The organism is Streptomyces marispadix (assembly GCF_022524345.1).
Lineage (GTDB): Bacteria > Actinomycetota > Actinomycetes > Streptomycetales > Streptomycetaceae > Streptomyces > Streptomyces marispadix.
Map to the genome: position 1 here is coordinate 3,578,738 of NZ_JAKWJU010000002.1, position 16,978 is coordinate 3,595,715.

The following is a 16,978-nucleotide window of genomic DNA, read 5'->3' on the forward strand; positions in this document are numbered from 1 at the left end:
ATACGGCGACAAGGGAGTCGGCGTAGTCGGCGGCGTCACAGCGACCACAGCGAACCACACAAGGCCCCAGCGGGCCACAGCCAAGACAGCCACAGCCAAGAGGAGATCACGTGCGTGCCATTCCGCGACGACTGCTGCCGTGCACCGCCGTCACCGCCGCACTCACGCTCGTCGGCGGCTGCGGGCTCGCGTCCTCGAACGTCGAGAGCGCGGTGGACGCCGAGGAACGCGGCCCGATCACCTTCGCCACTAGCGACACCTCCGGCGTCGTACCGAGCCTGATCAAGAGGTGGAACGACAGGCACCCCGACGAGAAGGCCACCTTCATCGAGCTGCCCGAGGACGCCGACCAGCAGCGGCAGATGATGATCCAGAACGCCCAGCTCAAGACCGACACGTACACGGTGCTCAACCTCGACGTCGTGTGGACCTCCGAGTTCGCCTCGCACCGCTGGATCGACCAACTGCCCGCCGACTCCTTCCCGTTCGACCAGACCCTCGGCTCGATCAACGCCACCGCGAAGTACCGCGGCAAGTGGTTCGCGATGCCGTACGCCTCCGACGGAGGGATGCTCTACTACCGCAAGGACCTGCTGGAGAAGGCCGGCGTGGAGGACCCGCCGGAGACCTGGGACGAGATGCGCGAGATCTGCGACAAGGTCCTGGGCGAGCAGAAGTCCAAGATGTCCTGCTACGGCGGTCAGTTCGAGAAGTACGAGGGCCTGACCGTGAACTTCTCCGAGGCGATCAACTCGGCCGGCGGCGAGGTCACCGACGCCAAGGGCATACCGCACCTGGACACCCCCGAGGCCAGGCGCGGCATGGACCACCTGGTCAAGAGCTTCAAGGACGGCACGATCCCCAAGAGCGGCATCACGTACATGGAGGAGCAGGGCCGCCGCGCCTTCGAGAAGGGCGACCTGCTCTTCTACCGCAACTGGCCCTACCAGTACGCGATCTCCGACAAGAAGGCGAAGAACAACGAGGTCGCGGGCAAGTTCTCCGTAGCGCCGCTGCCAGGGGAGAAGGGGCCCGGCGCCTCCTCGCTCGGCGGGCACAACCTCGCCCTGTCCTCCTCCGCGCGCAACAAGGCCACCGCGCTGGACTTCATGCGCTTCATGACGAACGAGCAGAGCTCACGCCTGAAGCTGGAGAAGGCCTCCCTCGCACCCGTCTTCGCCAAGCTCTACGACGAGCCGGAGTACGTACGGAAGTTCCCGTATCTGCCGGTGCTGAAGAAGTCGATCCTCGGCGCCGAACCGAGGCCCCGCGTCGTGCAGTACGGAGACGCCACCAAGGCCGTGCAGAACGAGGCGTACAACGCGCTCACCGGAAAGAAGACCTCGCAAGCCGCCCTCCGGGGCCTGCAACGGCAGTTGCGCGCCCTGGCCCCGTGACGCCCGTGACCCCTCCCCGCAGCCCCCAGGCCGGGCTGCGCTCGCGGGCCGCCGCCCGCGCGCAGTGGCGCCGGCCGAGAAAGGAAGAGATCGACCCATGTCGCTGACACCTCCATGGCGCCGCGGTAGCGGGCCCACCGCGCGAGCCGGCCTGCACGGTGAGGGGCGAATGGCCGCTCTTCTCGTCTCACCGACGCTGCTGGTACTCGGTCTCGTCATCGCCTATCCGGTGCTCTCGGCGGTGCACTCCTCGCTCTACAGCGTCCCGGACATCGATCCCAAGACGGGCTTCATCGAGAAGGGCGACCCCTTCGTCGGCCTGGACAACTTCACGACGATCTTCACCGGGGCGGGCGACCGCTTCTGGAACGCCTTCTGGAACACCTCGTTCCTGACGGTCACTTCGGTGATCCTGGAGACCGTCATCGGGCTGGCCATGGCGCTGATCATGCATCAGGGGATGCGCGGACGCGCATGGGTGCGGGCCAGCATCCTCGTCCCCTGGGCGATACCCACGGCCATATCGGCGCTGCTGTGGCGCTGGATCTTCGACAGCGAGGGCATCGCCAACTCCCTGCTGAACACGAAGGTGTTGTGGACCACCGAGGGCTTCCAGGCGCAGATCGCGGTCATCATCGCCGAGGTGTGGAAGACGGCGCCGTTCGTCGGCATCCTCGTGCTCGCCGGACTCCAGATCATCTCCCAGGAGGTCTACGAGGCGGCCCGCGTCGACGGTGCGGGGCCCATACGCCGCCTGTGGAGCATCACGCTTCCGCTGGTCAAGCCCGCGCTGCTGGTGGCCGTGCTGTTCCGGCTGCTGGACGCGCTGCGGATGTTCGACCTGCCCTACATCCTCATCGGCGCCGGCAAGGAGTCCGTCGAGACGCTCTCGATGCTGGCCCAGGACGAGGCTTCCAACGTCCGCTTCGGACCGGCGTCCGCGTACTCGGTGGTGCTGTTCCTCTACGTCTTCCTCATCGCCTTCGCGTTCATCAAGCTGCTGGGCGCGGACCTGCTCGGTGCCCGTGACGAGGCGGGCGGCAAGAAGGGCAAGGGGGGCGGCGCCAGGAAGGGCCACGACGGCGGCGAGCAGGGCGCCCGTAAGAGCTTGCGTCCGGTGGCCGGCGACGACCGGAACCGGCAGAAGGAGGCCACCGCATGACCGGCACCACGCCCACGGCGACCACAAAGGCATCCCCGTCGGGGAGCGGCGCCTCGACCGCACCGGGGTCGCCGCCGGAGAGCACCGGCCGCTCCGCCCCCGCCAAGGCGCCGGGCACGCCCTGGCGTACGGCGCTGCGCACCACGGGCGTTCTGGCGGTGGCCGGGTGGTGTCTGGCGCCCTTCTACTGGATGCTCGTCTCCAGCCTGCGCCGCCCCGCGGACATCTTCGACGTCTCGCTGTGGCCCGCGCCGCTGTCCTTCACCAACTACGCGAACGTCCTCGACCCTTCGCTGGGCTTCGTACGGTCGCTGGGCAACAGCTTCGTCGTCGCCGGTACGACGACGGTGCTGGCGCTGACCGTCGGCGTCACCACCGCCTACGCCCTCGCCAGGCTCGACTTCCGCTTCAAGCGGCTGGTGCTCACCGGCATCATCGCCACGTCGATGTTCCCAGTCGTCTCGATCACGATTCCGCTGCTGAAGCTGTTCGTGGGCATCGGCTGGATCAACACCTACCAGGCGATGGTCGTGCCCAGCATGTCCTTCGCGCTGCCGCTCGCAGTGTGGAACCTGACGTCGTTCTTCCGTCAGATGCCCACACAGCTTGAGGAGTCGGCGAGGGTCGACGGCTGCACCCGCGGCCAGGCTTTCCGGAAGGTGATCCTCCCGCTGGCGGCACCCGGCCTGTTCACCACCGCGATCCTGACCTTCGTGATGGCCTGGAACGAGTTCCTCATCGCGGTCTCGATGGTCAACAAGGAATCCATGCAGACCGCTCCGGTCTCCGTCTCGAAGTTCACCGGCGCCTCGCAGTTCGTGGCACCGCACGGCAGCCAGATGGCCGCCGGGATCATCGTGACCGTGCCGCTGGTCGTCCTAGTGCTCTTCTTCCAGCGGCGCATCGTCGCCGGACTCACCGCCGGGGCGGTCAAGTAGGCCGCGCGGCAAGGGCGTTGCAGACGGCTGGGGGTGCGGGCGGAACTTCCGCCCGCACCCCCTTCGCCGTTTCCCCGTGACCCCGTCGAGTCAGTCGGCCTGACAACCGTCAGCCGCAGGCCTGTCGCGGCCCGTCAGTCGTCGTCGTTGTGGAACTTCACGCCCCGCCAGTCGGTGACGCAGTCGCGGTCCATGAAGACCCAGCCCAGGTTCGAGTCGCGCACGACGACCGCCGGGTTGGAGCCGTTCGTCGTGTACCGGTACTGCACCTGAGCGGCGGGGGTCCCGGCCGGGTCGCGCAGCGAACCGCTGCTGTAGTCGCTGGAGTCGAAGTAGTTGAGGAACGCGCCGCCCCCGCAGGCCGGGTCGACCGTGACGGCGCTGCCGTCCTCCGCGTCATGGGCCTTCGCGTTGAAGTCGGAGCCGAAGGAGCGGCGGTGGCCGATCCTTTCCTTCGTCTGGGCGCTGCACGACTCGTCGGCCTTGCCGCTGGGCGAGCCGCTGAGCGCACCCGGCGGCACCCAGGCGCAGAGGTTGTTGCCGCCGTAGTTGTGCCCGTAGTGGTAGTCGCTCTGCGCGGTCTCGTGTACGTCGAAGGCGCTGCCCGCCATGGCCGTACCGACGAAGTAGCCGCACACCTTGTTCTGGAGCCAGGAGCCGGCCGGGACGGTGCCGTGGTTGTTGCAGGCCTCCGGCTTGGGGGAGTTGGCCTGGATCGTGTAGCGGTTCACGGCGGCCTCGGCGTCCGCCGACCAGAACGTGAGCGTGCTGCCGAGGGCGGCGATGAGTGCGCCCGCGAAGGCGAGTTGGAGCTTCCTCTTCATGGTCATCGGTCTCTCTGCGAGTCGTTCGCTGGTGGGGTCGGCCCGGGTACGCCGAGGCGTTCGGGGCGCGCGGGATCTCGCGCGGGCCCGTCCGGCCCCGGGCGTACGGTTCCGGCAACGCTCCCGCCCGCCACGTGAGAACATGCGGGCGCTCCCGGAGCGCGGCGTCCGTACGGCGGTAAGCCGAAGTGCCCGGAACGCGAGCCGGATTGAATCTTCGGTCCCCGTCCCCCGCACCGCCACGGGCAGCGCGCATCGAGGGACGCCGGGAGGACCGCAGGGCGCTGACCTGCGGAGAGGGACGTCGATGAGGGAGGCAGGGACGTGTCCGAGCCAGGCAGACGCCCGCTGAAGCCGCTGCCGCAGGAGCTGAGCGGCCCCGTCAGGGAGTTCACCGAGCAGTTGCGCGCCGTCTACCGGGACAGGACGGAGCTGAACCAGCGCGAGCTGGCGCAGGCGCTGCACCTCACCAAGTCGCCCGTCTCCCGCTATCTCAACGGGCAGGAGGTCGTCCCGGCCGAGACGTTCGCGGCGCTGTGCGAGCTCACCGGGCTGACCCCGAGGGAGCGGCAGCGGCTGGGCAGGCTGCGCCAGGAGGCGGCCGAAGCGGCGGAGCGCGAGCGGAGATCCGCGGAAGGGGACGACCCACGCGGCGCCGCGCCCGCGGCGGCGCGGACGGAGGCGGGCACCCCCGGTGGCGCCGGAGCATCCGCCGCCCGTGTGCGACCGGCCGTACGGGCCCGGTCGGCCCGGCCGGTCGCGCTGCTCCGCTCGCCCACCGGGCTGGGGGCGCTGGCCGCGGCGGTCGCGGTCTGCGCGGGGGCGTTCGCGCTGGTCCCGGAGATCTCCGGGGGCTCCGCGAACACGGACACGAACATGACGGCCGACAGGCCCGACGACAAGCCGAGTTGCCGAACGACCCGTGTGTACAGGGTGATCGAGGACGGCGACATCCTCGACGGCCGCCGCAACGACATCGGCGACGTCCACGCCGACGACGTCTTCCGCCTCGACAAGGCACCCACGGGCCGCCCGTACCGCTTCCGCGACTACGGCCACGTGACCGGCAGCCGTACGAAGGGATACGTCGACCAGGCCAAGCTCAAGGCGCTGGGAAGCCGCTGCGTCGAGGAGGAAGGCTGACGGGACGCGGGCGAGCGGAGGCGCGGGCGCGGGCGCGAGGCTGCTGAGAAGCCCACGGCCGGGACCTCAACGCGCCCCGCGACCAGGCACGTTCGAAGTTCCGGCGGGCAGCGGGCGGGCAGAAAGCGCACGGACCGAAGGGCTTGAGGCCGACCGAAGAGCTTGAAGCCCGGAGGCCGGCGGACGCCCCTGCGTCCGTGACCACCGCGAAGATCGGCGATCCGGACGGGCGAAAGGCCCGGGTGTGCGGCGAGCCTGAGCGGTGCCATCGCTCCCGACCCCTTCACTCGGCCTCATGTGGCATAAGAATCACATCATTCGCAGAGCTGCCGTCTCGCTCGCCTCCCTCACCGTGCTCGCCGCGATCGTCGGCGCCGACGCCGCAAACGCGTCGGCCACCGCTGCCCAGCCGGCTGCCGAAGTCCCGTCTGCCGCAGGCGACTCGGCGGCTGGCCCCGCCGCGGGCGCCCCCTCGGGCCCCGCCTCCGGTGCCCGGGCCCGCCCGGCGGGATACGAGCGCCGGCCGTCCGGCTCCGAGACCTTCCGTGGGCAGGCGTTCGACACCTGCCACACCCCGTCGCTCTCCACGATGCGCGCCTGGGACGGCAGATCACCGTTCGGCGGCGTCGGCGTCTACATCGGCGGCCGTGCCCGCGCCTGCCCGAACGAGCCGAATCTGACGGCCTCCTGGGTGCGCGGCGTCGACCGCATGGGCTGGAAGGTGCTGCCCGTGTACGTCGGCTCGCAGTCACCCTGCGTCGAATCGCCGCGCAAGCGCCGCTACGCCATGAACCACACGGCGCCCGCACAGCGCGGCAAGCGCGAGGGACGCGACGCCGTCGCCGCAGCCAAGCGCCTCGCGATGGCGAAGCACAGCGCCGTCTATCTCGACATGGAGGCCTACGACAACTCCTCGACCCGCTGCGCCGCCACCACCCTCTCCTTCATCCAGGGCTGGAACCGCGCGGTGCGCGCCGCCGGTTACCACCCCGGCTTCTACAGCAGCGCCGACTCCGGCATCGAGCACATGGACGGCGCACGCAAGGCGGGCAGGAAAGACCTCCCCGAGGCGCTGTGGTTCGCGCGCTGGAGGACGGCGCCCTCCGTGAGGAACACCCCGTACATCAGCAGGGGCGCCTGGGAGCCGCACCGCCGCATCCACCAGTACGACGGCAACATCACCCGCACCTACGGCGGCCATCGGCTGAGCATCGACCGCAATCTGGTCGACGCCCCCGTCGCCGTCGTCCCCTGACCCTCGGCGCGGACTCCCTCACGCCCGCCGGCCCGGTCACATGCGTACGGCAGGCGGGAGACCCGGACCCGGCGCCCCGGGGTCACCCTGACCCCGGGGCGTGCCGTGTCCACCTCACGTAGGTGGGGCCCGCACCACCTCTCCCCCCACAGGGGGAGGCGCCTTCGGGACCTCGGGGCGATCCGCGGCCGTGCGCCCGCTCCTAGCGTTGAGCCATGACCACGCCTGGGACAGCCGGGAGAGCCCGCACCGCCGGTCCGGCCGTGCAGCCGCTGACGTTCACGTCGTACGTACGGGCGCGCGGGCCGGTGCTGCTGCGCACCGCGCGCTCCCTCACCGCCAACCCCTGCGACGCCGAGGACCTGCTCCAGACGGCGCTCACCAAGACGTATCTGGCCTGGGAGCGCATCGAGGACCACCGCGCGCTCGACGGCTACGTACGCAAGGCGCTGCTGAACACCCGCACCTCGCAGTGGCGCAAGCGCCGTGTCGACGAGTTCGTGTGCGACGAACTGCCCGAGCCCGAGCCGCAGCAAGGCCCGGACCCCGCGGAGGCGCAGGCCGTCCGCGACGCGCTGTGGCACGCGGTGCTGAAGCTTCCCGACCGGCAGCGCGCGATGGTCGTGCTGCGCTTCTACGAGGATCTCAGCGAGGTGCAGACCGCAGCGGTGCTCGGGGTCTCCGTGGGCACCGTCAAGAGTGCCGTCTCCAGAGCCCTGGTGAAGCTCCGCGAGGACCCGCAGCTCGCGTCCGACGTACAGGGCTCGTCCGAACTGGGCTCGGACGTACCGGACTCGGACGTACGGGGCGGCACGCAGCGCGCCCCCGCGCAGGGAGCGCCGGTGCCGGAGGGCGGCACCGTGCGAGAGGCGAGCGAGGAGCTGACCGCCGCCTGACGTCCGCCGGCGGGTGACCGCACTCCCGGCCGCGCTCGCGATCGCCCCCGCGTCCACGGTGAGCGACGCTCCGCCCCGGCCATGCCGGGCCCGTGAGCCGGCGCCGAATCGTGGACGGGGTAGTGACATACCGCCCGGTACGGAAGCAGAATCGGCGCCACGATTACCCAGGCGTAACCGGCCCCGGGAGGCATCCCCGATGCAGAGCACCATGCAGGACGTACCCCTGCTCGTTTCGCGCATCCTCCGTCATGGCTCGACCGTTCATGCGGACTCGCGGATCACCACGTGGACGGGGGAGGGCCAGCCGAGGAGGCAGAGCTTCGGGGAGACGGGCGAGCGCGCCGCCCGGCTCGCCAACGCGCTCCGCGACGAGCTGGGCGTGCGGCGCGACGACCGCATCGGCACCCTGATGTGGAACAACGCGGAGCACGTCGAGGCGTACTTCGCCGTCCCGTCGATGGGCGCGATCCTGCACACCCTCAATCTGCGGCTTCCCACCGACCAGTTGGTGTGGATCGTCAACCACGCCGCGGACCGGGTGATCCTCGTCAACGGTTCGCTGCTGCCGCTGCTAGCTCCGCTGCTGCCGTCCCTGGAAACGGTCGAGCACATCGTGGTCGTAGGCGAAGGCGACACCTCTCTTCTGGACGGCTGCCGCCAGACCGTGCACGACTACGAGCAGTTGCTCGAAGGCCGCCCCACCGCCTACGACTGGCCCGAGCTGGACGAGCGCGACGCCGCGGCCATGTGCTACACGTCCGGCACCACCGGCGACCCCAAGGGCGTGGTCTTCTCCCACCGCTCCATGTACCTGCACAGCATGCAGGTCAACATGACGCAGTCGATGGGCCTCACCGACGCGGACACGGCGCTGCCCGTGGTGCCGATGTTCCACGTCAACGCCTGGGGCCTGCCCCACGCCACCTTCATGACCGGCGTCAACCTCCTGATGCCCGACCGGTTCCTGCACCCCGGGCCCCTCGCCGAGATGATCGACGCCGAGCGCCCGACGTACGCGGCGGCCGTCCCCACCATCTGGCAGGGCCTGCTGACCGAACTCGCCGAGAAACCGCGGGACATATCGTGCCTGCGCCTGGTCACCATCGGCGGCTCCGCCTGCCCGCCCGCGATGATGCGGGCCTTCGAGGAGGACCACGGCGTACGCGTCTGCCACGCCTGGGGCATGACGGAGACCTCGCCGCTCGGCAGCTTCGCCCACCCGCCGGCCGGACTCAGCGCCGAGGACGAGTGGCCGTACCGCATCAGCCAGGGCCGCTTCCCCGCGTCCGTCGAGGCCAGGCTCGCGGCGCCGGACGGCACGTTCGCCCCGTGGGACGGACGGTCGGCGGGCGAGCTTGAGGTACGCGGCCCGTGGATCGCCAAGGCGTACTACGGGGGCTCCGACAGCGAACCCCTGTGTCCCGAGGACAAGTTCAGCCCCGACGGCTGGCTGCGCACCGGCGACGTCGGCGTGATCACCCCCGACGGCTATCTGACGCTCACCGACCGCGCCAAGGACGTCATCAAGTCCGGCGGCGAATGGATCTCCTCCGTGGAGCTGGAGAACGCGCTCATGGCACACGAGGCCGTCGCCGAGGCGGCGGTCGTGGCGGTGCCGGACGAGAAGTGGGGCGAGCGTCCGCTGGCCACCGTTGTCCTCAAGGAGGGCGCGGAAGACGTCGGTTACGAGGAGCTGCGGGCCTTCCTCGCCGAGCGGATCGCCCGCTGGCAGCTTCCCGAACGCTGGGCGGTCGTGCCCTCGGTGCCCAAGACGAGCGTGGGGAAGTTCGACAAGAAGGTGCTGCGCGGGCAGTACGCGGCGGGGGAGCTGGACGTCACCAAGCTCTGAGAAGGCCGCGCGGGGCGGCGGGGTGACCGACCGGTTCGCCGGGGGTGTCGCCCCGCCGCCCGCACAGTTCAACGCGCGGAGATCAAGTCCCCGTCCGCGAGGCTCAGTTGGCGCCGATCTTCGTCAGCATGTCCACGATGCGCTGCTGCACCTCCTGGCTCGTCGAACGCTCGGCGAGGAAGAGAACCGTCTCTCCGGTCGCCAGCCGCGGCAGGTCCGCGGGGTTCATGCCTTCGGAGGTGTAGACGACGAACGGGGTGCGGCTCAGCAGCCCGTTCACCCGCAGCCAGTCGATGATGCCCGTACGCCGAGTACGTACCTGCATCAGATCCATCACCACGAGATTCGGCCGCATCTGCGCCGCGACGTTCACCGCCGCCTCGTCCGTCGGCGCATGCGCGACCTGGATGCCGCGACGCTCCAGCGACGCCGCCATCGCGCCCGCGATCGGCGGACGCTCCTCGATCAGCAGCACACGCGGAGGGTGCTGCTCGCTGTCGCGCGGCGCCAGCGCCTTGAGGAGCACCGCCGGGTCGGCTCCGTAAGCCGCCTCACGCGTCGCCTGTCCCAGCCCCGAGGTGACCATCACCGGAACCTCGGCCGCCACGGCCGCCGAACGCAGCGACTGAAGCGCGGTGCGGGTGATCGGGCCGGTGAGCGGATCGACGAAGAGCGCCGCGGGATACGACGAGATCTGGGAGTCGACCTCCTCCCGCGAGTGCACGATGACGGGACGGTAGCCGTGCGCGGACAGCGCCTGCTGCGTGGCGGGGTCCGGTTCGGGCCACACCAGCAGCCGCCGCGGATTGTCCAGCGGCTCGGGCGGCAGCTCGTCGTCGACGGCCTGCGGCGGTACGGGCACGCCTCGGCCGTTGCTCATCTCCACCGGGCTGTTCGGTCCGTCGAGCGGCTCGGGTCCCTCGGCCGTGCCCGCCGCGGGCGCCCCGATGCTGAACTCCCGTGCGGGGGGCGGAGTCCCGGCCCCGCCGCCGGAGCCTCCACCGGTTCCAGGACCGCCGCCGGGCGCATGCCCCGGGGCCGCGGGGGCGGCGCGTCCCTGCGCCTGAGCCTTGCGGCTGCCGGGACGACCCGCCGCGGGGCCGCCGTCCTGCGCGGGCGCGGCCAGCTTGCGGCGCCTTCCGGAGCCGGGCGGCGTGGACGGAGTGGACGGTATGGCCGTCGCAGGCGCCGGAGCGTGTGCCTGACGAGGCGAGGGCGTAGGCGCATGGGTGGCCGAGTGGCCGTATGAGTGCTGACCGCCCGGCCGTTCCGTCATCCCCGGCGTGACCGGAATGCCCTGGCCGAGGGTCTGCACCCGGTGGTGGCCCGTCTCGTAGGAGGCCTGCTCCTCGGCGGTGGGGGCGCCGGGCATCGGCAGCCCGCGCGGCTGCGGCATGTTCTGCGGCAGCGGGCCGCCGCCCAGGATGGGGCTGGCGGCGACCACCGTGTGCTCCACCGCCTGGGGCTCTTCCTGCTGTTCGGCCTCCTGCGGCACCTCTTCGCTCTGCGCGGGCTGCGGGGGCTGGGCCGGCACGGGCTGTGCCGGTACGGGCTGGGCGGGCACCTGCTGGGGGTGTGCGCCGTTCTGCTGGACGGGCTGCGCGCCGGGCGCCGCGTCCTCGGCGACGGCTCCAGGGAGGGCCGCGCCGTTGCCGGTGGTGGCCGCGCCGTTCTGCACGGCCTGCGCTTCGGCCGGCTGCGGCTGACCGGGCGGTGCCGCGAACTGCACGCCCTGCGGCGTCTGTTCGCCCTCCGCCTGGCCTCCCGCCTGGCCTCCCGCCTGGCCCTGCGCCTGCGCGAGTCTGCGTGCTCTGCGCCCGCCGGGCTGCCCGCCGCCGGTGCCGTCGTCGCCCGACCCGGGCTGTGCGGACTGCGCCGCCACGGGTTCTGACTGCGCGGGCTGTCCCTGCTGGCCCTGTACGGGCCGGCGTGCTCTGCGGCCCGTACCGGGCTGCGCCTGCGGCTGCTGTCCGCCCCCGGTCTCCTCGGCCTCCGCGCCCTGCGTCGGCGACGCGAGCGCACGCCGCGACCGGCGTCCCGCGCCCGCCTGCTGGGGAACGGTCACACCGGCCGCGTCCACGTCCCCTTGCTGCTGCTCCTGCGGAACCTGCCCCGCCTGGGTCTGCCCCGCCTGACTCTGCTGGGCCTGAGCCTGCTGCGCCTCGGCCGGGCTCGGACGCCCACGACGGCGTCCCGTCGGCGCCGCCGCCTGCTCCTCCTGCCCGGACGGCGACTGCTCGGCCTGCTGCTCCTGCTGCACGGGTGTCTGCCCCTGCGCATGTGCGGCCCCCTGCGCGTGCGCGGGAGCCGGACCCCGCGCATGCCGCGCCTGGAACTGGTCCGGAATGCCCGCGGCAGGCGCCGCCCCCGACACATCGCCCGTACCGGTCCACGCCCCGGCCGCCCCCGAGCCCTGCGCCTCGGCCGCCGCCTCCGTACCGCGCACCGGCTGCGCGGGCACGGGCATCACCGTCGTCTCGTTCTCCCGGCCCTCGCGGCCCCGCTGACCGGCGGCCGTGTCACCGGCACCGCCCGCCGCGCCGCCCGAGGCACCGGCGCCGTCCGCGCCCCCGGCCGTGTCCGCCTTGAGCGGCACCTCCAGTACATACGCACTGCCGCCCGCCCCCGGCACCTCATGCGTCTGAAGCACACCGCCGTGCCGCTCCACCGTGCCGCGCACGATCGGCAGATGCACCGGGTCGCCGCCGTCGTAGGGCCCGCGCACCTCGATCCGTACGACATCGCCGCGCTGCGCCGCCGCGACCACGATCGTCGTGTCCAGGCCGGGCGCCGCCACGGGTGCGTTGCCCGTCGCGTCCACGCCCGCCACGTCCGCGATCAGATGCGCCAGCGCCGTCGTCAGGCGCTCGCCGTCGACCTCCGCCTCGATCGGCGGCGCGTGCACCGCGAACTGCGCCCGCCCGGGCCCGATCAGCTCCACCGCGCCCTCGACGCCGTTCGCCACGACCGAGTCCAGCGACGTCATCTCGCGTCGCAGCTTCTCGCGCCCCGCGTCGAGCCGTTGATAGCCGAGCACGTTGTCCACGAGCGTCGTCATACGTGTGTAACCGGCCGCCAGGTGGTGCAGGATCTGGTTGGCCTCGGGCCAGAGCTGCCCCGCCGGGTCGGCGGCCAGCCCCGACAGCTCGTCCCGCAACTGATCCAGCGGCCCGCGCAGCGAATCCTGAAGCACGGCCAGCAACTGCTCGTGCCGTGCGGCAAGCGACTCGTGCGCCCGCCGGTCGCTGAAGGTCACCACCGCGCCGACCAGTTGCTCACCGTCGCGCACCGGCGCCGTCGTGATGTCGACGGGCACCGCCTGCCCGTCCTTCGCCCACAGCACGGTGCCCGCCCGCACCCGGTGCTTGCGCCCCGACTTCAGGGTGTCGCTGAGGGTCGTCTCCTCGAACGGCAGGGCGTTGCCGTCCGGACGTGAGTGCAGCACCAGCGAGTGCAGCTCCTGACCGCCTAGCTCACCCGCCCGGTATCCGAGGATCTGCGCCGCCGCCGGATTGACGAGGACGATCACACCGTCGGTGTCCACGCCGATGACGCCCTCGGACGCGGCCCGCAGGATCATCTCCGTCTGCCGCTGCTGGCGCGCCAGTTCGGCCTCGGTGTCGAGCGTGCCCGTGAGATCCCGTACGACGAGCATCAGCAACTCGTCGCCCGTGTAGGAGTTTCCGCTGCCGGGACCGTGATCCGCGAAGGCGGCCTCGAACGCGGAGGCGTAAGGCGTGCGCCCGTCCTCCAGATTGGCGCTCGTGACCTCGACGTAGAACTCGCTGCCGTCGGTACGCCTGGCCACCATGCGGGTCGGCCGCTGGCGCTGTTCGAGCTCGGCGGCGGCCTCGTCCGGCCTGCGCATCGAACCCGGAATCCGCTTCGAATCGAACTCGGGCAGCAGATCGAGCAGCCCTCGTCCCACCAATGCGGTGCCGGGGGCCTCGAACGCTTCGAGCGCGATGGTGTTGGCGTTCACCACCGTGCCGTTGCAGTTGACCAGCAGCAACGCATCGGGCAGCGCGTCGAGTATGGCGGCGAGACGAGCAGCGCCTCGGGATGGCCTGCTCACGACGGAAATTCCTCCCTGCTAACACGATGCCGGTGACCGATCGCCCGGTCCTGTGCGTCCGGTCACGGCTGCCAGTGTGCCGCTGACCCCGGGCATGCCACCAGAGGGGAGTCTACGGTGAGCGCCCGATCCGGCGGCCTGTGCTGTGCGTAGCGCACAAGAGACGCACGGGACACCGCACGGACGACGCCCGGACGACGACGCCGGACGCCTGCCCGCCCCGGCGGCCCCCATGCCCGGCCGCCCGCTTTGCACGGCACGTCCCCTCTGTCCCTCGCGGCCGACGGACTGGCGCCGTCGGTGCGCCCCCGACGGGCGCGGGAGCCGCACGGCCGCATCGCACCGGCCATGACCCGCGGCGGAAACACCCCCGGTCATGGCCTCCCGACACCGCGAACCGCTTTGCCGGGCGCTACCGGGACCGAGTACGGTAGGGGTCGATTGGAGACAGCCCCCGAGGCTGTGCCATCATCAGCACGCACGGCTCCGTCAAGCGACGGTCGCGCGGGGAGGCTTCGCCTAGTCTGGTCTATGGCGCCGCACTGCTAATGCGGTTTGGGGATAACCCCCCATCGAGGGTTCAAATCCCTCAGCCTCCGCTCCCGGTCTTCAAGATCGCATTCGATCCGCAAGATCGCCTGAACCCCGGCTCCCGCGGCCGGGGTTTCGCATGTGTCCGCAGAGGGCTCTCCGAGGGCGTTTACGCAGCTCAGACCGGGTGCGGGTAACAGATTTCGCCTCTGGGCGCCGTTCATGTAATGTTGTTCCCGCAACATCGCAGGGTTGATCAACAGCCCCCGCGTAAAGCGCTCGTAGCTTAACGGATAGAGCATCTGACTACGGATCAGAAGGTTGCAGGTTCGAATCCTGCCGAGCGCGCAGCAGATCAGGGCCCGTTTCCCAAGTTTGGGAGACGGGCCCTTCGTTGTGCTTGCCAACGCAGTGCGACAGGTGCCCTCGTCGCCGTCGTTCAGTCGCTGCTCGAAGGCGACGCGACGGCGACAGCGCCGGTCACGGTCGTAAGCACGCGTATGGAACGCGATGGCCAGGCATGACCGGCGCCGCACTCGGCGGTCGGCCCAGCCCGCGCCCGCAGAGTCGGCGAGGAATGAAGCTCCCTGGCCTCGCTGGGTGGCGTTCGACGAGCGCTTCGCGGGGCCTGGGAATGCTGAGAGGAGTCCGCTGCAACTGCACTGAGGAGGACACAGTGAGCACGGTTCCGGAGCCTCGCATGGATCATGGGCACGAAGCGGGGGCTGACGAGACGGGGGCTGGGGCACGTCTTCGCCGCCGGTGGTTCGGCCACGTGAACTTAGCCGCGACCACGATCGCCACAATCCTTACGGCCTTGGCCACGGCCGCCACCGTCGCCGTCTCCTACTGGGTGGGGAAGGTGACCTATGTCGCCCAGGAGCACTCCAACGACATCCAGCACGAGGCCGTCAATCGCCAGGCGATGCGCGACTACTTCGACATGCGCGACCAGGCCGCCACTGTGAGCTTCGTACGGTTGGGGCCTTCCGGTCCCGACGCCGGAGCGGCGGTCATCACCAACCGCTCCGCCGATCCGCTGCCCCACTGGGGCCTCGTCTACAAGGCCGGCGGCGGCGACCGTCTTCTCTTACAGAGCCACACGGCCATCCGCCCCTGCAACTCCCTCAAGCTGAACAACACTTCGGCATCCGAGGACGCGGCTCGTGCCGCCGGCGCAGGCAACACGGGCGGTTCCGTCAAGCTCCGGGCCTTCTACTTCCAGGACCGCTACGGGCGCATCTGGGAGCGCAATACCAACGGGCGGATCATTAACCGCGACAAGAGGCTTCCCGAAGGGCGTGTGACCGACGTCGACCCGAATAGGTCGGTGACGCCGGAACCTGATGTGGCGAACTGCGGGAACGAGGAGTAGTCGCCGTCGCACCGGTCCTGCCGTCCAGATGCGGCACCGTGACCGTTTTCGCCAGGTCAGTCGCACAATGAGGGGCCCGTTCGCTCGCATCTCGATCAGGGCGTGTGCGCATCCGCGGCACGGGTTCGCGGTCGTACGCATCGGCGCCCCCCGAAATCGCAACGGCCCGCAGCGGCGGGGGAATGCACCACCGCGGGCCGTCATCCGGCGAAGTGAACACGCGGTAGAGGTGGACTCGCTCAATGTTCACCGATTCCGTGCGCGGTTCTTGAGTGCGATGACTTCGGTCACCCTTGCCGAATCTTCGCGGCGATGCCATGGCCGATGAAGAGGTAAACGACGGCGGGAAGTCCGTAATTGAGAGCGAAGCGAACGTGTTCGTTCTCCATCGTGAAGATGTCCTGCGACCAGCCGGCGAGCCAGTCCGCCATGCCTTGCACGAACTGGACGAAGACATTGGCCTGGTTGGCGCCGAGCAGGTAGAAGACGATCCACAGGCCCAGGATCGCGGCGGCGACGTCGGCGATCGTGTGGACGATCAGGGCTGTTCGCTTCGATGCCGACTCATCATCGACGTTGCTGCCGCGACGGCTTGATTGAGCAGGCTCGTGAGTGTGGCTCATGACGGTCCTATCTGTGGTGGTGCGGTTGCCGGAGGCAGAGGAAAGGCGCTGCGGCGACATTGCCGCGTCCCTGTGAGGGACTTCGAAACTGCCCTCTTGGGAACGCGTACGGGCGCCGGGCGGCGGCCCATGTCGCTCTCTGCGAAGCGTGAGAGGAAGGCGTTACGTAATTCCCGGGCAGCGCGTTCGCGGCGCCGTTTCTGAATACCCACATGCGTTTCACAAGAGCGGTGTGACGGCAGCGTCGCGAATGGCGCAGAAGGTTATGCGGCTGGCTGGTCCCGGTCGTATGCGGAGCAAGGGGGCATCTCCGTCTCCTCGTTCTGCGCCCCGCGGCGTGCGGCGGTTCAGGGCCCCAGGGCCTGGCCTGCACCCGGCCCCGTCGGCGCCGCGGGTTGCCGCAGGCTTCGAGCGAAGAAGCCCGCGCTGGAAGATCGCTCTTGCGCACACGCGGAGTCGGAGGATCGCGCGGGGCGTTGGAGGAGGTGAGTTCATGCCCGCAGCAGGGCGGTACCGGCTGCTGGAGTCGCCGGGGCGCGGCGCCATGGGAGAGATGTGGCGGGCCCAGGACACCGCCCTCGGACGCGCCGCCGCCGCCCGCTGAGAAGGAGCCGTCGCCCGACGAGGCACACCGTCCCGGCGGTGAGGGGCCGAAGGCAGCGGAGGAAGAGCGCAGGCGGCAAGAAAGCCGCCGAGAAGGTGGAAGAGGAAGCCCGCAAAGCAGCGGAAGAGAAGCGCGAGCAGCAGGAAGAGGCTGCGAAGAAGGAAGCCGGACTGCACAAGAAGCAGTGACCACGCATGAGTTCGTGCGGAGCTTTGGGCCAGCCGACCCGGGTGGCTGTGTGTGGGGGCTGCGATGAGTGGGGGCTGCGATCGTCGAGTTGGGCGGCTCATTGCGCTTCCGCTG

General features: G+C 70.6%; 11 protein-coding genes, 2 tRNA genes and 1 pseudogene. 11 read left to right on the top strand and 3 right to left on the bottom strand.

What is annotated here, in order from left to right; all coding sequences use genetic code 11:
- Positions 1 to 110 precede the first annotated feature (110 nt).
- The 3 genes from MMA15_RS14910 (at position 111) to MMA15_RS14920 (ending at position 3,497) form a co-directional block, all read left to right on the top strand.
- Entirely contained in the window at positions 111 to 1,397 is a 1,287-nt protein-coding gene (locus MMA15_RS14910) for an ABC transporter substrate-binding protein (RefSeq protein WP_241060203.1), read from the top strand.
- Between the two features lie 169 nt (positions 1,398 to 1,566).
- Positions 1,567 to 2,559, top strand: a complete 993-nt coding sequence (locus MMA15_RS14915; RefSeq protein WP_241060205.1) for a carbohydrate ABC transporter permease — start codon at positions 1,567 to 1,569, stop codon at positions 2,557 to 2,559.
- Entirely contained in the window at positions 2,556 to 3,497 is a 942-nt protein-coding gene (locus MMA15_RS14920; RefSeq protein ID WP_241060207.1) for a carbohydrate ABC transporter permease, read from the top strand. Before MMA15_RS14915 ends, MMA15_RS14920 begins: the two co-directional genes overlap by 4 nt.
- A 134-nt stretch (positions 3,498 to 3,631) precedes the next feature.
- Here MMA15_RS14920 and MMA15_RS14925 read toward each other — a convergent pair whose 3' ends face one another.
- Positions 3,632 to 4,327 (bottom strand): hypothetical protein, encoded by a 696-nt coding sequence (locus tag MMA15_RS14925; protein ID WP_241060209.1) that lies wholly within the window; start codon positions 4,325 to 4,327, stop codon positions 3,632 to 3,634.
- 318 nt (positions 4,328 to 4,645) lie between these two features.
- On the opposite strand from MMA15_RS14925, the gene MMA15_RS14930 reads away from it, so the two are divergent.
- The 4 genes and pseudogenes from MMA15_RS14930 to MMA15_RS14945 all read left to right on the top strand — a co-directional run bounded on the left by MMA15_RS14930 (position 4,646) and on the right by MMA15_RS14945 (position 9,467).
- Positions 4,646 to 5,464 carry a helix-turn-helix domain-containing protein gene (locus MMA15_RS14930; RefSeq protein ID WP_241060211.1) on the top strand — a complete coding sequence of 273 codons (819 nt, stop codon included), beginning with the start codon at positions 4,646 to 4,648 and terminating at the stop codon, positions 5,462 to 5,464.
- A 295-nt stretch (positions 5,465 to 5,759) separates the two neighbouring features.
- Positions 5,760 to 6,719: a glycoside hydrolase domain-containing protein gene (locus MMA15_RS14935; protein WP_241060213.1), complete on the top strand. Its 960-nt coding sequence runs from the start codon at positions 5,760 to 5,762 to the stop codon at positions 6,717 to 6,719.
- Between the two features lie 215 nt (positions 6,720 to 6,934).
- Positions 6,935 to 7,465, top strand: a pseudogene (locus tag MMA15_RS14940) (SigE family RNA polymerase sigma factor); the annotation flags it as partial.
- A gap of 349 nt (positions 7,466 to 7,814) precedes the next feature.
- On the top strand, positions 7,815 to 9,467 hold the full coding sequence (locus MMA15_RS14945; protein WP_241060215.1) for a long-chain fatty acid--CoA ligase: 1,653 nt from the start codon (positions 7,815 to 7,817) through the stop codon (positions 9,465 to 9,467).
- Positions 9,468 to 9,570: 103 nt separating this feature from the next.
- Here the strand turns inward: MMA15_RS14945 and MMA15_RS14950 are convergent, their stop codons facing one another.
- A complete protein-coding gene (locus MMA15_RS14950) occupies positions 9,571 to 13,542 on the bottom strand; it encodes a PAS domain-containing protein (protein ID WP_241060217.1) in 3,972 nt (1,323 codons plus the stop codon).
- 508 nt (positions 13,543 to 14,050) lie between these two features.
- Between MMA15_RS14950 and MMA15_RS14955 the strand changes: the two genes are divergently transcribed.
- From MMA15_RS14955 to MMA15_RS14965, 3 genes are all read left to right on the top strand, one after another.
- Positions 14,051 to 14,141: transfer RNA gene (locus MMA15_RS14955), tRNA-Ser, on the top strand.
- 207 nt (positions 14,142 to 14,348) lie between these two features.
- Positions 14,349 to 14,421 (top strand) — tRNA-Arg (locus MMA15_RS14960).
- A 469-nt stretch (positions 14,422 to 14,890) separates the two neighbouring features.
- On the top strand, positions 14,891 to 15,448 hold the full coding sequence (locus tag MMA15_RS14965; protein ID WP_241060219.1) for a hypothetical protein: 558 nt from the start codon (positions 14,891 to 14,893) through the stop codon (positions 15,446 to 15,448).
- A gap of 287 nt (positions 15,449 to 15,735) precedes the next feature.
- On the opposite strand, the gene MMA15_RS14970 is transcribed toward MMA15_RS14965, so the two are convergent.
- Positions 15,736 to 16,131: a hypothetical protein gene (locus tag MMA15_RS14970; RefSeq protein ID WP_372498242.1), complete on the bottom strand. Its 396-nt coding sequence runs from the start codon at positions 16,129 to 16,131 to the stop codon at positions 15,736 to 15,738.
- Positions 16,132 to 16,713: 582 nt separating this feature from the next.
- On the opposite strand from MMA15_RS14970, the gene MMA15_RS14975 reads away from it, so the two are divergent.
- A complete protein-coding gene (locus tag MMA15_RS14975) occupies positions 16,714 to 16,863 on the top strand; it encodes a hypothetical protein (protein ID WP_241060221.1) in 150 nt (49 codons plus the stop codon).
- Positions 16,864 to 16,978 lie beyond the last annotated feature (115 nt).

Bases quoted from the DNA above. Each gene is read 5' to 3' on its own strand.
- MMA15_RS14970 (WP_372498242.1), bottom strand. From the start codon at position 16,131: ATGTCGCCGCAGCGCCTTTCCTCTGCCTCCGGCAACCGCACCACCACA.
- MMA15_RS14920 (WP_241060207.1), top strand. From the start codon at position 2,556: ATGACCGGCACCACGCCCACGGCGACCACAAAGGCATCCCCGTCGGGG.
- MMA15_RS14945 (WP_241060215.1), top strand. From the start codon at position 7,815: ATGCAGAGCACCATGCAGGACGTACCCCTGCTCGTTTCGCGCATCCTC.
- MMA15_RS14915 (WP_241060205.1), top strand. From the start codon at position 1,567: ATGGCCGCTCTTCTCGTCTCACCGACGCTGCTGGTACTCGGTCTCGTC.
- MMA15_RS14925 (WP_241060209.1), bottom strand. From the start codon at position 4,327: ATGACCATGAAGAGGAAGCTCCAACTCGCCTTCGCGGGCGCACTCATC.
- MMA15_RS14935 (WP_241060213.1), top strand. From the start codon at position 5,760: ATGTGGCATAAGAATCACATCATTCGCAGAGCTGCCGTCTCGCTCGCC.